Below are 14,564 nucleotides of genomic sequence, written 5' to 3' on the forward strand. Positions count from 1 at the left end.
CTATGCCGCCCATCGGATCGCGGCCGCGCCCGCGAAGTCGCCCGCGTGCGCGAAACCGCCGAGCACCACCAGATCCCCGTCGCGCAGCCGGTCCTGCCGGACCACCCGGTCCAGCGTGATGGGGATGGCCGCGCCGAACAGGTTCCCACACTCGTCGAACGTGTCGGGATGGCGTTCGGCGCTCAGCCCGAGCTCCTCGTGCCAGTTGCGCAGGAACAACCGGTTGGGCTGGTTGGTCACCAGCATGTCCACATCGGCCGGTGCCGTACCGAGCCCGGCGCACAGCTGCCGCACCACGTCCGGGACCAGGCGGTTGCCCCGCTCCAGCACCTGAGTCACGCCGTCCTGCGTGAACCCGATGCGGATCTCGGACTCGCCGGGCTGCCAGTACTTGCGGCCGTCGTCGAGGTGGTGGCGCATCTGCCCGCCGTACTCGCCGAGGTGCCGGGTGGCCACGTCCAGCACGGGGCGCGCCGCCGAGGTGGTCAGGTATCCCACGCCGCACCCGTCGCCCGGGATCGCGGCCTGCGCCAGCCGCCGTACCCGCGGCTGGGTGAACCACTGCCCGGCCAGGTTCTGAGCGTTGCAGATCAGGGCGCGGCGGGCCGTCGTGGTGGTGAGGATCTGGCGGGCCACCTTCAGCATGTACACGAACGACGCACAGCCCGCGTTGGCGACGTCGATGAGCCACTCCGGGCGCAGGCCCAGCCGGTGCGCCACCTCCGTACCCGCGCCCACGAACGGCACGTCCGGCAGCTGGCTGTGCACCAGCAGCACATCGACGGCGCGGATCTCGGCGGCGCCGTGGCGCTCGACCAGCGGCTGCACCGCCCGTTCGATCATGTCCACGTTGGATTCGTCGGCGCCCGCGTGATGGCGCCACCGGGGCACGCGGAACATCGCGTTGTTCCGCAGCTTGTCCTCCGCGTCGGGCAGGTCGGTGTAGTACTCGGCGGGCACCGGCGCGCCGGGCAGGTAACCGGCGACGTCCGTCAGGCTGACCGTGCCGGTCACCGCGCCACCACCGCGGCCGGTGCCACCGTGACCGGGCGCCCGCCACGGTGCCGGTGCTCCAGGATCGCCTTGAGGTTGGCCATCTCCACGGTGTGACCCGCGTAGAACAGGTCCCAGAGGCCGCCGACCCACGGCCGTTCCGGCGCGGGCGCCAGCTCGGGGTGCGGGTTGCTGTCGTAGTACGGGTGCCGGCAGTTCGTCCAGGTCACCACGGATCCCGGCCGGTCGAGGACCAGCTCGGCCGGCACCACCCGCATCAGGTAGATCATCCACAGCTTGTCGCCCTGATCCCACGCGCAGTGGTAGTCGACCGTCATGGCCTGCTCGTTCGCCACCACCCGGCAGTAGATGCGGGTGTCCGGCGCCAGCCGGTCGTCACCCATCCAGAGACCGGGCGTCCCGGCCGGGCCGAAATTGCGCAGGCTGTACGTCCACTCCTCCAGATGGTGGCCCTGCCGCAGGTACGCGAAGACCTGCCCGGGAGGGCAGTCGATGTACTGCTCGATGGTGCAGTACCGCCCGTACACCTGCTCGTGCGGGTACGCCGGGCGGGTCAGCGCCGCGCACCGGGCGATCACCTCGTCCCGGTCGGTGTTCTCCACCCGGATCAGGCCCGGGATGTCAGCCAGCGTGGACTCGTTCGTACTCATCGGTGTGCTCCTCGGCGTCGGCCGGATACCGGCCGTCAGCGGTCAGGAAGGGATGGAACGGGGGTACCTCGTGCGGGTCCACGTCCAGGGCCACGAACGCGGGCCCCAGATCGGGATCGTTGCCGTGTCGCAGCGCGGCACGCAGCCCCGCCGCGTCGCCGGGCCGGGCCACCGGCAGGCTCGGGAACGCCGCGGCGACCCCGGCGCCGATGTCGGTCGGCTGGAACAGGTTGAAGCTGTACGTGTCGCCGTAGTACAGCCGCTCCCGGGTCACGCACATGCCGTGCGCGTTGTTGTTGAAGATCACGAAGGTGACGGGCGCGCGGTACTCGATCGCGGTGTGCACCTCCATGCCGTGCATGAAGAACGCCCCGTCGCCCGCCAGCACGTACGTCCGTTGGCCGGTGGCCAGCGCCGCGCCGATACCGGCGCCGAACGCGTACCCCATGCCGCCCATGCCGACCGCGACCACGAAGCGGCCGCGGCGCGGCGCCGGGAGCAGGTGGATCGCCGCCGCGCCGGTGTTGCCCGCGTCCACGAAGACGTGCCCGTGTTCCGGCAGCGCCGAGGCCACGGCCGACACCGCCGCGACCGTCGACAGCCGGTCCGGCGCGGCGTCCTGAACGCCGGCGGTGATCGGCAGCGGGACGGGGCCGTCGTGCGGCGGGCACGGGCGGCTGCCGGCCGGCAGCCGGCCGGTGACGTCGCGCAGCACGGTACGCGGGTCGCCGCGCAGCGCCAGGCCCGACACGTACGGCGGCTCCGGGTCGATGCACACCACGAGCGCGCAGCCCAGCGCCGCGTCGAGCCCGCCGCGTGCCATCACCGGCCACCGCGTGCCGACCAGCAGGCACACCTCGGCCTTCCGCAGGCAGTCCGCCACGTTCTGGTGTCCCATCACCCCGGCCACCCCGGCGAAGCGGGGGTCGGCGTTGTCGAACACGTCCTTGGCATCCGGGGTGACCGCCACCCACGCGCCGAGCCGCCCGGCCAGCTCGGCCAGCTCGGCCCGGGCATGCCCGGCGGCCACCCCCTCCCCGGCGATCACCAGGATCCGCCGGGCGCCGCGCAGCGCCCGCACGGCGCGGTCGCGCACGGCCCGGTCGGCCGCCGGGGCCGGCAACGGCACGGCCGCGGGCGACGGCGCCGCCTGGATCAGGGTCTGCTGCACGTCCTTGGGCAGCAGCAGGACCGCGGGGCCGCGCGGCGGGGACAGCGCCGCCGCGATCGCCTGCGGCAGCAGATCGGACAGCTGCCCGGCGTCGTCGACGCGGGCACACAGCCGGGAGACCGGCGCGAACAGCTGCCGCGCGTCCAGCGAACCGGCCCGGCCGCTGGAGTCCTGGAACGCGCCGCGGCCGTGCTGCGCCCGCGGCGGCTGGCCGACCAGCGCCAGCACCGGCACCCGGGACGCGTACGCCTCGGCCAGGCCCGGCACCAGGTTCATGGCGCCGCCGCCGGAGGTGGCCACGACCACCCCGAGACGGCCGGTCGCCCGGGCGTACCCGTCGGCCATCGTCGCCGCGGAGAACTCGTGCTTGGCGACGACCGCCCGGATTCCGGGGCCGGCGGCGTGCAGGGCGTCGTAGAGGTCCTCGATGTTCGCCCCGCCCACGCCGAAGACGTGGTCGACACCGGATCGGGCGAGTTCGCGGACGAGATGGTCGACAAGACGCATCCGCATGGCCGCCTACCCGGCCGGTGCGGGCTCGGGGACCAGACCGCTGCTCTGGAAGCGGTGCCGGTACTCGCTCGGGGTGACCTCCAGGGCCCGCCCGAACCTGCGGAAGAACGTCTCCGGGGCGGTGAATCCGCAGCGGCGGGCCACCTGCCGGATCGGCAGGTCGGTGGTCTCCAGCAGCTTGCGGGCCTGGGCGATGCGCATGCGTTCGACGTACTGGCCGGGGGTGATCCCCACCTCGCGCCGGAACACCCGGGCGAAGTTGCGGGCGCTCATGTTGGCGTGCTCGGCGATCTGCGACACCGAGACCGGGCGGTCCAGGTTGTCCATGATCCACTCCTGCGCGCCGCGGATCGGGCTGGAGTCGGCGAGCTGGGCGTCCAGGATGGAGCTGACCTGCGACTCGCCGCCGTGACGGCGGAAGAACAACACCAGGAAGCGGGCCAGCTCCAGCGTGAACGCCGCGCCGTGGTCCTCCTCCACCAGGGCCAGCGTCATGTCGATGCCGGTGGACACCCCGGCGGAGGTGACGTACGGGCCGTCCCACACGAAGATCGAGTCGGACTCGACCGTCACCTCGGGATAGCGCCGCGCCAGATCGTCGGTGTACGCCCAGTGCGTCGTCGCCCGGCGGCCGCCGAGCAGACCCGCCTCGGCCAGCAGGAACGAGCCGCCGCACACCGAGGTCACCCGCCTGGAGCGCCCGGCCGCCCGCCCGATCCAGGTCACCAGCCCCCGGTCGGCCAGCGTGTCGTGCAGGCCCCACCCGCCGGGCACCAGCAGGGTGTCGATCGGGCCCAGGCCTGCCTCCAGTGGATCCGCCGCGATGACCACACCGGAGCAGGTCCGCACCAGCGGGGCCGCGGGGGAGACGAACTCGATCTGATATCCGGACTCGGGGTCACCCAGCAGCCGGTTCGCGGTGTCCAGCACCTCGACCGGTCCGGTGACATCGAGTGCCTGGCAGCCCGCATAGGTAACAATCACAACCCGTCGTCGCGTCACGACACCAGCCTGTCGCGCCGGGCGTATCGGCAGCAATGCCAAGGAATTGCCGATTCCTGCCACCGGTCGTGGGCGGGGCCGCGACGAGGGCGGCCCGGCTCGCGCGGGACAGTGATCCGGTCAGGCTCCGCGGTAGCCCGGGATCTGGCGGCGCTGGGTGGCGCTGGCCGCCCAGTGGCTGATGTCCAGCAGGCCGGCGAAGACGACCCAGAACCAGCCCCATCCCGTCAGGCCGACGCCCGGGGTGTACAGCACCACGTAGATCAGGGTGGCGAACGGCAGGAAGACGATCCCGAGCAGCGGGAAGATCCACGTGTCGAACGCGGTGTTGACCAGCACCGGGCGGGCGATCCAGATGATGAACAGGGCCAACCGCGGGAAGATCCCCGCGAACAGCGCGAACAGGCATCCCATGCGCGTCACCTCCGACGGTCCGGATCGCTCCGGCGATCATCACCCTCCGGCGGTGGCCGGGCTTCACCCGCGGCGGATGATTGCGTACGCGCGGCGCGCGCTCGGTGGGGAGTCGCCGTGGTCCCGGAAGGTGCGCTCCGCGGCCACGATCGGGGTGTGGCTCGGCGAATCGAAATACGTGTCCGAGGCCGCCGGTAACGTCGGCTGCCATGACAGCCTTGTCTCGCAACCGCCGGTCGGCCAACGGGCTGACCCTCCTGGTGGCGTTCGGCGCCGCCGCCGTCCTGGGCGTCACCGCCACCCCCGCGGCTGCCGCGGGCCCGCCACCGAGACCCGGCGCGCCCGGCCTCGGCGACCGGTTGTATCCGCTGCTCGGCAACGGCGGCTACGACGTCCGGGACTACGACCTGCGCCTGCGGTATCCGAAGAAGGATCCTCGGCAGACGATCACCGGGGACGTGACCATCACCGCGGTCGCGACCCAGCTCCTGTCCCGGTTCGATCTGGACTTCGGCGGCGGCTCGGTCGCCGGGGTGTCGGTCAACGGGCGCCGGGCCACGTTCACGCGCTCCGGCGACGAGCTGGTCATCACGCCGAAGTCCCCGCTGCCCAAGCGCAAGCCGTTCCGGGTGACGGTCACCGGCTTCACCGCCACCCCCGTGGTGCCGGACGCCGACGCTCCGGTCGGCTTCGTCACCACCCCGGACGGCACCGTGCTGGCCGGTCAGCCCGCCTCGTCGCACCTGCTGTTCCCCAGCAACGACCACCCGCGTGACAAGGCGACGTACACCATCCGGCTGACGGCGCCGACCGGCTGGACCGCTACCGCCAACGGCACCCCGCTCGGCGTCCGGCGGCACACCGGATACGCGGTCTCCACCTTCCGCGAGTCCCGGCCGATGGCCAGCGAGCTGGTGCAGCTCGCGGTCGGCGACTTCCTGGTGCACCAGCGGCCCGCGGTGCATGGCGTGCGGATCCGCGACGTCGTGCCGCGCCGGCTCGCCAGCACCCTGCTGCCGAAGGCGGCGATCGAGCGCGACCAGCTCGCCTGGATGGAGCGTCAGGTCGGGCCGTACCCGTTCGAGAACTACGGCTCGCTGGTCATCGACGGTGACCTCGGCTTCGCCCTGGAGACCCAGACGCTGTCGCTGTACGACACGTCGCTGTTCGGCGCGCCCACGTTCGTGCTCAATCCGGTGATGGCCCACGAGCTGGCCCACCAGTGGTTCGGCGACAGCGTGGCGCCGCGGTCCTGGAGCGACGTCTGGCAGAACGAAGGCCACGCCACCTGGTACGAGCTGCTCTATGCCGAGCAGACCGGGGTCTTCAAGCAGTACACCGACTTCGACAACCGCGAGGCCCTGTTCAAGGCGGTGTACGCGCTCGGCGACCAGTGGCGTGACCGCTACGGCCCGGTGGCCCGGCCCGCGGGCTCGGCGTCGATCTGGGACGTCTTCAACCCCAACGTCTACCACGGCGGGGCGCTGGCCCTGTACGCGCTCGAGCAGAAGATCGGGGCTGACCGGTTCCGGCAGCTCGAGCGGGAGTGGGTGCGGGCGTACCAGGGCAGGTCCGTGTCGACGGACGACTTCATCGCGCTGGCTTCCCGGATCGCCCACCGCGACCTGAGCACGTTCCTGATCGCCTGGCTGTACGGGTCGAAGACGCCACCGATGCCGGGGCACCCGGACTGGGTGGTCAAGCCCGTGCCCGCCGCCGCCCAGGAACGCGCCGCCGCCCGTGCCCAGGTCGGCACGGACGCGGTGACCCGCCGTCTGCGGGGTCTGATACACACGGGCCGCTGACCCGGGCCGCCTGGACATGGGCCGCCCTGGACGGGCAACACGCGGCCCCGGTAAGTGCGAACGCCCGCTGCGGCGCGGGTGACGTCCGGTCCGGCCCGCCCGGCACAACGCCGGGCGGGCCGGTACCGGCGGGTCAGTAGCGGAACACCGAGGCGAGGTCGTGCAGCCGCCCGGCCGTGCCGGTCAGGCTCTCCGCGGCCCGCCGCGTCTCGTCCGCCGCGCCGTGCACCTCCGTGGCCGCGGAGCTGACCATGCTGATCGCCCGGCTGATCTGCTCCGCCCCGGCGCTCACCGTGGCGGCACCGTCCACCATCGAGCCGGTCGTGGCGGTCTGCTCCTCGACCGCCGCCGCGATGGTGACCTGGTGCTGCGCGATGGAGCCGATGACGCCGGTGAACTCGCCGACCGCGGTGACGGCCTCGCCGGTGTCGCGCTGGATCTCCTCGATCCGGCGGGCGATCTCCTCGGTGGCGCCCGCGGTGGCCTGCGCCAGCTCCTTCACCTCGCCCGCGACGATGGCGAATCCGCGGCCCGCCTCGCCGGCCCGGGCCGCCTCGATCGTGGCGTTCAGGGCGAGCAGGTTGGTCTGCGCGGCGATCGCGCTGATCGTCTGCAGCACATCACTGATCTGCTGGCTGGACTCGTGCAGCTTGGTGACGTTGCCGGTCGCCCGGGCGGCCCCCGCGACCGCCTCGTCGGCCGTCCGGGAGACCTCGCTGGCGTTGCTGCTGATCTCCGCGATGGCCTGGCGCATCTGCTGGGTGCCGTCCGCGATCGCCTCGACCTCGGTACTGGTCCGGCGGGCCGAGTACGCGACCGTCTCGAGCTCGTTGGCCGTGGCCGCGGCGGCCTCGGTCATCGTGATGCTGGTCTGCTCCAGGGATCCGGCCGACGTGGTGACCTCCGCGACGGCCTGCCGGATGCCGTCCACGGTCGCCTGGAACCGGTCCATCATCGCGTTGAACGCGACGGCCATCTGGCCCATCTCGTCCTTGCCGACGATCGGCATCCGGGGGCTGAGGTCGCCCTCGGCGGCGATCCTGATGATCTGCGCGTCGTGCTTCAACACGCGGACGATCTTGGTCCAGGTGGCCGCCAGGAAGAACAGGCCGATCGGGGCGATGATCAGGGGAGTCCACAGCATGACGTCGGCGAGGTCCTGCAGTTGTTGCTGTCCGGCGGAGTTCGGGGGCAGCTTCGCCGCGACCGTGGAGAGAACCGAACGGGTGTAGAAACTCAGTCCGAACATTCCGCCGATGAGGAAGAGCATCGAGAGGCTGGCCCGGGCTTTCGCGGGCAGCTTGTCGAACAGCGACTGCATGGAACCTCCAGGGGGACTCGTCCCTGTGATCGGCAGCACGGCCAGAAGTCTGAGGATTGGCGCCTCAGGAGAACGAGCTTTGTGCCGATGAGATAGACATTTGCCCTCCAGGCCCGGCGGCCACGGCCAGCCCGCGGCCGAACAGAATTTTGCGGGAACTTCCGACGAAGCCAAGAATTGGCCCCGCGACGACCGATCTGGCGTAGCGATAGCGGGATTCTTCTCGGCACAGTAAGGCAACGCGCCGCCTCGTCGACGGGAGACCCGCCATGACACTGCGCCTGGCCCCGGGCACCGCCTGGGCCGACGTCCTGTCCCGGGCCATCGCCGTCACTCCCGAGGTCTTCGCCGCCGGCCGGCTGCGCAGCCTGTTCTCCGGCGCCTGGCAGGACGCGGGGCAGCCGGTCACCCTGCACAGCCCGATCGACGGCAGCCGCCTGGCCACGAGGTCCCGGCTCGATGCGCGGACCGCCGCACTGGCCGTACGCGACGCCGCGGACCAGCACCAGCAGTGGTCCGCGACCTGGCTGCCGGAGCGCCGGGCCCGGGTGCTGGCGGCGCTGGAGGAGCTGAGCACCCAGCGTGACCTGCTCGCCCTCCTGCAGGTGTGGGAGATCGGGGTGCCCTGGCCACAGGCCTGCGCCGACGTGGACCGGGCGCTGGACGCGGTGCGCTGGTCCGTCGATCAGGTCGAACGCCAGCTCGGCGACCGTGATCCGCTGCCCGGCCCGGTCAGCAACCTGGCCTCCTGGCACCACCCGATGAGCGTGCTCGTGCACGCCGAACTCGTGCAGTTGCTGGCCGGAAACGCGGTCATCGCGAAGATCCCGTCGCAGGGCGGGGCGGTCGGCCTCACGATCGCGCACGCCATCATGGCCCGTGCCGGGCTGCCGGTCACCCTGCTGTCCGGCTGCGGCACGGAGCTGTCCCCGGTGCTCGTCCGCTCCCGCGAGATCGGGGCGGTCACCTCCGTCGGCGCCCGCTCCGACGGCGGGGACCTCGCGGCCGCGCTGGTCGACTCCGGCCGGCGGCACATCATCGAGCAGGACAGCGGCAACGCGTGGGGGATCTGGGAGTTCTCCCAGTGGGACCGGCTCGTCGGCCACCTGCGCACCGGCTTCGAGTACGGCAAGCAGCACGGCACCGCGTACCGGCGCTTCGTCGTGCAGCGCAAACTGGTCGACCGGTTCCTCGGCGCGTATCTGCCGGTCCTCAAAGCGGTCCGGTTCGGCCACCCGCTGGCCGTCGCCGCGGCCGGCGACTCGCTACCCGACCTGGACTACGGTCCGCTGATCAGCGCGGCCACGGCCGCCGAGCTGCGGCGCGAGGTCGACGAGGCGATCAACGGCGGCGCCGTGCCGCTGCACCGGGGCTCGCCCGAGGCGGGCCGGTTCCTCGACGGGCAGGACACCAGCGCGTACGTGGCCCCGACCGCGCTGCTTGTCCGGCCGGGTCGGGCCGGACGGCGCCGGCCCGCCGGGCCGTTCGGCCCGGTCGACACCATCGTCGTGGCCGACACCGAGGACGAGTTGCTGTCCGAGATGAACGCCTCGGACGGCGCGCCGGTGGCCAGCCTCGCGGTCGACGACGAGGACCTGGCCGCCAAGCTCGCCCGGGATGTGCGGGCGTTCCGGGTCGGCATCAACCACCCCCGCTCCCGCGGCGAGCGAGCGGAACAGCCCGTCGGCCGGGACGCGTCGTGGATCGGCGCGCTGGCGGGCGGCGACCACCTGGTGCGGGCGGTCACGGTCGGGCCCGGCGACCGCCTGAACGGCAACATCCCGGGCGGCGACCGCGATCCGGGCCATCCCTGAACCCGGCGGCCGGCGCAGCGTGTGGTCCGTGTCCCCCTGCACGCTGCGCTCGGTCGCCGTCTACGTTCTCGCCGCCGTCCCGCCCGTTTCCGCCGGGTCGCCGGCCAGCAGGCCGGGATCGAAGTAGTCCCGCAGGCTCGCGATCCGGCCGTCGCGTACCCGCAGGATCTGCACGAGCGAGATGGTCAGGTCGGGGCCCTCGCCGGTCATCACGGTGTCGACCTCCGCGATGAACACGTCGGGGTCGTCGGTGGTGTGCCAGACGAACCGGGAGCGCTGCGGGTCCGCCCGCCGTTCCCCGGCGGCCAGCCGGTGGTACGCGGCGAGCCCGGGGCCCAGCTCGTCGTGGCCCTGCATGCGCCGGGGCGCCGGGGAGTCGGCCGGCAGCAGGGGCGCCTCGAAGACACCGTCCGGGGTGAACAGGGCCGCCTGCGCCTGCGCGTCGCGGGACATTCCGGTCCACACGTACCGTTCATAGAGTTCTTTCGGGGTGTAGGTCACTTTTTCCAGCCTACTGGGCGGTTCGGTGGGGCGGCCACCACGACCGGTCAGGACGGAAAGCGGGTGACGAAGCGGCGCTGCCAGGGGGTCTCCACCGCCCGATGGTCGTATCCCGCCCGCACGTAGGCGACCGCGTCCGTGGCCGGAACGCCGTCGAGCACCGCCAGGCAGGCCAGCGCCGTCCCGGTCCGGCCGCGCCCGCCCGCGCAGGCCACCTCGATCCGCTGATCCGCCGCCCGAGCCCACGCGTCCCGCAGCACGCGCGCGGCCAGCGCCCGGTCGGTGGGCAGCCGGAAGTCCGGCCACGGCACCCAGCAACTGGCCCACGGCACCGGCGGCGGTGACGTGCCCAGCAGGTAGACCGCGTACTGCGGGGCGGGGCCCGGCGGTAGCGGGCGGCGCAGCGCCCGGCCTCGGATCAGCCGCCCGGACGGCAGCGCCAGCACCCCAGGGGCATCCCGCTCCCACCCGGCGCTCTCCATCGGAACCTCACGCATCACCCCATCCTGGTGCACCACGGCCAGTCGTGCGCCGCGCGTTTCAGGGACCCCGGCGGACCGCCGCAGCCGCTAGCATGGTCGCTATGCACAGCAGCTGCGTCCGTCGCGCGCGACGCCGGGTCCGCCCCGTCCGCCAGCGCTGACGCATGTCTTCCGCCGGCGGGTCGACCCGCCGGCGTCACTGTCTGTGGCACGGATCGGCCCGCCCTCCCTGCGTACCGTCAAAGGGGTCTGCCGATGAATCTCGAAGCTCTGCTCTCCGACCGGCTCGCCGCCGCTTTCGCCGCCGTCGCCGGTGGTGACGTGGATCCGGCCGTGCGGCGTTCCCAGCACGCCGACTTCCAGTCCGGGGCGGCGTTGCCGCTGGCCCGGCGCCTGGGCCGGGCCCCGCGGGAGATCGCGGCCGAGGTGGTGGCCCGCGCCGACCTGGCAGGGGTCGCGGTCGCGGAGGTGTCCGGTCCCGGCTTCGTGAATCTGGCGGTCACCGACGAGCTGATCGCGGATCTGGCGAACACGGTCGCGGCCGACCCGCGGCTCGGCGTGCCGGTCACCGGCAAGCCGGAGACGGTCGTCGTGGACTACTCCGCGCCCAACGTGGCCAAGGAGATGCACGTCGGCCATCTCCGTTCGACGGTCATCGGGGACGCCGCCGCGCGGCTGCTCGAATGGCTGGGCCACACCGTGATCCGGGCCAACCACCTCGGCGACTGGGGGACGCCGTTCGGAATGCTGATCGAGCATCTGGTCGATCTCGGCGACGCGGGGGAGGGGTCGGTAGCCGACCTGACCGCGTTCTACCAGGCGGCACGGCTGAAGTTCGACGCCGACCCGGAGTTCAAGCGGCGGGCCCAGTTGCGGGTGGTGGCCCTGCAGAGCGGCGATGAGGAGACGCTGGGGCTGTGGCGGCGGCTGGTGGCGGTGTCCGAGCGGTACTTCCTCGCGGTCTACGACCTGCTCGGCGTGAGCCTGACCGCGGCCGACTTCGCGGGCGAGAGCAGCTATCACGACCAGCTCGACTCCGTCGTGGCCGAACTGGACGGCAAGGGCCTGCTGCGGGTCAGCGACGGCGCGCTGTGCGCCTTCCCGGCCGGCTTCACCGGCCGCGACGGCGAGCCGCTCCCGCTGATCGTCCGCAAGGGCGACGGCGGCTACGGGTACGCGGCGACCGACCTCGCCGCCCTGCGCCACCGGGTACGGACCCTCGGCGCGACCCGGCTGCTGTACCTGGTCGGTTCACCGCAGCGCACCCATTTCCAGCTGGTGTTCGCGGTGGCCCGGGAAGCGGGCTGGCTGCCCGGCGGGGTGTCCGCCGAGCATGTCGAGTTCGGTTCGATCCTCGGCGCGGACGGCCGGATGCTGAAGACCCGGGCGGGAGGGACGGTGAAACTGGCCGAGCTGCTCGACGAGGCGGTCCAGCGGGCCTCGGCGCTCGCCGCGGCGAAGACACCGGAGCTGGACCCGGCCGCGCTGGACCGGGTCGGCAGGCTGGTCGGCACGGGAGCGATCAAGTACGCCGACCTGTCCACCGATCGGCGCTCGGACTACGTGTTCGACTGGGACCGGATGCTGGCCCTGACCGGCAACACCGGCCCCTACCTGCAATATGCGTACGCCCGGATCAGCTCGATCTTCCGGAAGGCCGGCGACGCCGCACCGGGACCGGTGCTGGTGACCGAGGCACCCGAGCGGGCGCTGGCGCTGGAGCTGATCGGCTTCGCGCCCGTGCTGGACGAGGCTGGCCGCTCGCTCGACTTCCATCGGCTCACCGGCTACCTGTACGGGCTGGCCACCGCGTTCAGCGCGTTCTACGAGCGGTGTCCCGTGCTGACGGCGCCGCCGGAGGTGCGGGCCAGCCGGCTGGCGCTGTGCGACCTGACCGCCCGGACGTTGCGGCAGGGCCTGGAACTGCTCGGCATCGCCACCCCGGACCGTCTGTGACAGTACGGCGAGCTGCCGATGGTTCGGTACAGGAGCTGCTAGCGGTCAAGTAGTTCGGCTGCTGATGGGATGTAGCGGCCGTTTCTGCAGGTCAGCCGCCATGCCCGTGGGAACGGCAAGGCGGCGCCGATCCAGGGCAGTCGGCCGTCGTCAATACCATCAGGATTCGTGTCATTCCGGTGGCATGGCTCACGGCGGCCACAGCGTCCTCGATCGAGGGATGGTCCGCCGTCCCGACGTCGGGCATGTGGAGGAGCCAGCCGTCCCGGTGCCGGTGTGCTGTGGCGATGAGCCGTCCGGCCAGGGCGCGGGGTTCGTCGGCGTTGCGGAAGGTCACGATCGCGTGGACTCGTCCGTCCACAGTGCCTTGATGTCCGGCACACCCCCGGGCGGCCTGGCCAGGTGCCAGGAGCTGTCGGTGGACCGCCGTGGGGGTGTTCCATTCGGGACGGCGGTCGCGGGCCATGCGAAGAATGCGTTGCCTGGCGGCGACTCGTTCTGCTTCCTCAGCGGCAGCTGCCGGCTCGATCGCTCGGGTCCGCCGTTTCCAGCGTGGCCAAGGGCGCATGCGTGACCTCCGATCGGTTGCGTTCCGCGTCTTGGACACCAGCTTCTGGCGGTACCGTTGCCGGAGGAACGGGTTGCGGGTTGCTCGGTGGGTTCGGCAACCCCGCAACGGGTGCGCAGGTACTGGTCATGTCAGCGGCCGGACGAGGCCGCGTCGGGGAGGTCGCCATGGCGGCATTCGGGCAACGGGTCCGCGCGTTGCGGAACGAACGCGGGTTGTCCTTGGCCGAGCTGGCGGCCGCCATCCCCTGCGACAAGGGCCACCTGTCGCGTATCGAGAACGGCGCACGGCGACCAACGGCGGAGTTGGCGCACCGGATCGATGATGTGCTGGGTGCGCGTGGCGACGTGGTTGCTGCGTCTCATCTGGACGTCGTGGCCGCGAACGACGTGCGCCCGTGGGAGACGGCCGAGTTGTTGTCCCGGCTGCGGGCGAATGACGCGGCGCCGCCAAGCATCGAGGCGCTGCAGGCCACGGTCCTCGACCTGTGCTGCAGATACGCCACCCGGCCGGCCGCCGACCTACGGGTGGAGGCGCACGTGTGGTTGCGCGAGGTGGCACGCCTGCTACGCCGGCCGACGGGCCTGACTGCGCATCGGGAGCTGCTCGTCGCGGCAGGCTGGCTGGCCTTGCTGGTGGGATGCGTCGAGTACGACATGGGGATGCGTGCCGGCGCCGAGGCCACCCGAGTGGCGGCTCGGCAGTTGGGCGATGAGGCCGGGCATCCGGAGATCGTGGCGTGGTCGCATGAGATGGCCGCCTGGTTCGCGTTGACGCATTCTCAGTTTCGGTCGGTGCTGTCTGCCTCCCGTGCCGGGCAGTCGGTGGCGCCTGCGGGGTCGGCGGCGGTCCAGCTGGCGGGGCAGGAGGCCAAGGCGTTCGCGCGTCTCGGCGACCTGGACGCGGTGCGCGATGCATTGGGTCGGGGCCGGGCGCTGCTCGACGGGTTGGGGACGCCGGATCGGCCGGACAACCACTTCGCGGTTGACCCCGACAAATGGGACTTCTACGCCATGGACGCCTACCGGCTGGCCGGGGATGACGAGTTGGCGGCCCACCACGCCCGTACGGTGTTGAGGTTGGGCGCGGGACCGGCCGGGGAGAAGGCGCCGATGCGCATGGCGGAAGCCCGGTTGACCCTGGCCGCCGTGGCCGCCCGCGCGGGCGATCTCGAACAGGCGGTGACGACCGGCGTGGCGGCATTGGGTGGTGGACGAAAGTCTCTGCCGTCTCTGCTGATGGTGGCCGGGGAACTGGACGTCGAGTTGCACCGGCGATTCCCGAACGAATCGGCGGCCAACGACTTCCGGGAGGCGCTGCACGGGCTCGGTTGAGGGCCGCCGCCAAGCCACT

12 protein-coding genes are annotated in these 14,564 nt (G+C 72.3%); 4 read left to right on the forward strand and 8 right to left on the reverse strand.

Features of this window, described 5'->3' with window-relative positions:
- The 5 genes from ACMCNO_RS10010 to ACMCNO_RS10030 form a co-directional block, all read right to left on the reverse strand.
- Positions 1-1,014 carry a 3-oxoacyl-ACP synthase III family protein gene (locus ACMCNO_RS10010; RefSeq protein ID WP_412749124.1) on the reverse strand — a complete coding sequence of 338 codons (1,014 nt, stop codon included), beginning with the start codon at positions 1,012-1,014 and terminating at the stop codon, positions 1-3.
- Complete coding sequence (locus tag ACMCNO_RS10015) at positions 1,011-1,664, reverse strand: SRPBCC family protein (RefSeq protein WP_412749125.1); 654 nt, start codon at positions 1,662-1,664, stop codon at positions 1,011-1,013. Before ACMCNO_RS10015 ends, ACMCNO_RS10010 begins: the two co-directional genes overlap by 4 nt.
- Positions 1,636-3,348: a thiamine pyrophosphate-binding protein gene (locus tag ACMCNO_RS10020; protein WP_412749126.1), complete on the reverse strand. Its 1,713-nt coding sequence runs from the start codon at positions 3,346-3,348 to the stop codon at positions 1,636-1,638. The genes ACMCNO_RS10015 and ACMCNO_RS10020 overlap by 29 nt, the downstream gene beginning before the upstream one ends.
- 6 nt (positions 3,349-3,354) lie before the next feature.
- Complete coding sequence (locus ACMCNO_RS10025) at positions 3,355-4,332, reverse strand: GlxA family transcriptional regulator (RefSeq protein WP_412749127.1); 978 nt, start codon at positions 4,330-4,332, stop codon at positions 3,355-3,357.
- A 138-nt stretch (positions 4,333-4,470) separates the two neighbouring features.
- Entirely contained in the window at positions 4,471-4,764 is a 294-nt protein-coding gene (locus tag ACMCNO_RS10030) for a hypothetical protein (RefSeq protein ID WP_412749128.1), read from the reverse strand.
- A 209-nt stretch (positions 4,765-4,973) separates the two neighbouring features.
- Between ACMCNO_RS10030 and ACMCNO_RS10035 the strand changes: the two genes are divergently transcribed.
- Entirely contained in the window at positions 4,974-6,569 is a 1,596-nt protein-coding gene (locus ACMCNO_RS10035) for a M1 family metallopeptidase (RefSeq protein ID WP_412749129.1), read from the forward strand.
- A gap of 133 nt (positions 6,570-6,702) precedes the next feature.
- Here the strand turns inward: ACMCNO_RS10035 and ACMCNO_RS10040 are convergent, their stop codons facing one another.
- A complete protein-coding gene (locus ACMCNO_RS10040; RefSeq protein ID WP_412749130.1) occupies positions 6,703-7,890 on the reverse strand; it encodes a methyl-accepting chemotaxis protein in 1,188 nt (395 codons plus the stop codon).
- Between the two features lie 269 nt (positions 7,891-8,159).
- On the opposite strand from ACMCNO_RS10040, the gene ACMCNO_RS10045 reads away from it, so the two are divergent.
- Entirely contained in the window at positions 8,160-9,704 is a 1,545-nt protein-coding gene (locus ACMCNO_RS10045; protein WP_412749131.1) for an aldehyde dehydrogenase family protein, read from the forward strand.
- 60 nt (positions 9,705-9,764) lie between these two features.
- Here the strand turns inward: ACMCNO_RS10045 and ACMCNO_RS10050 are convergent, their stop codons facing one another.
- Together ACMCNO_RS10050 and ACMCNO_RS10055 are read right to left on the reverse strand one after the other, a co-directional pair.
- Positions 9,765-10,205, reverse strand: a complete 441-nt coding sequence (locus ACMCNO_RS10050) for a nuclear transport factor 2 family protein (RefSeq protein ID WP_412749132.1) — start codon at positions 10,203-10,205, stop codon at positions 9,765-9,767.
- Positions 10,206-10,252: 47 nt separating this feature from the next.
- A complete protein-coding gene (locus ACMCNO_RS10055) occupies positions 10,253-10,702 on the reverse strand; it encodes a protein phosphatase (protein ID WP_412749133.1) in 450 nt (149 codons plus the stop codon).
- Positions 10,703-10,942: 240 nt separating this feature from the next.
- Between ACMCNO_RS10055 and argS the strand changes: the two genes are divergently transcribed.
- Together argS and ACMCNO_RS10065 are read left to right on the forward strand one after the other, a co-directional pair.
- Entirely contained in the window at positions 10,943-12,643 is a 1,701-nt protein-coding gene (argS, locus tag ACMCNO_RS10060) for an arginine--tRNA ligase (protein WP_412749134.1), read from the forward strand.
- 735 nt (positions 12,644-13,378) lie between these two features.
- Positions 13,379-14,545, forward strand: a complete 1,167-nt coding sequence (locus ACMCNO_RS10065) for a helix-turn-helix domain-containing protein (protein WP_412749135.1) — start codon at positions 13,379-13,381, stop codon at positions 14,543-14,545.
- Positions 14,546-14,564 lie beyond the last annotated feature (19 nt).

Origin of the sequence: Krasilnikovia sp. M28-CT-15, assembly GCF_047159595.1 — a bacterium.
Taxonomy (GTDB): domain Bacteria; phylum Actinomycetota; class Actinomycetes; order Mycobacteriales; family Micromonosporaceae; genus Actinoplanes.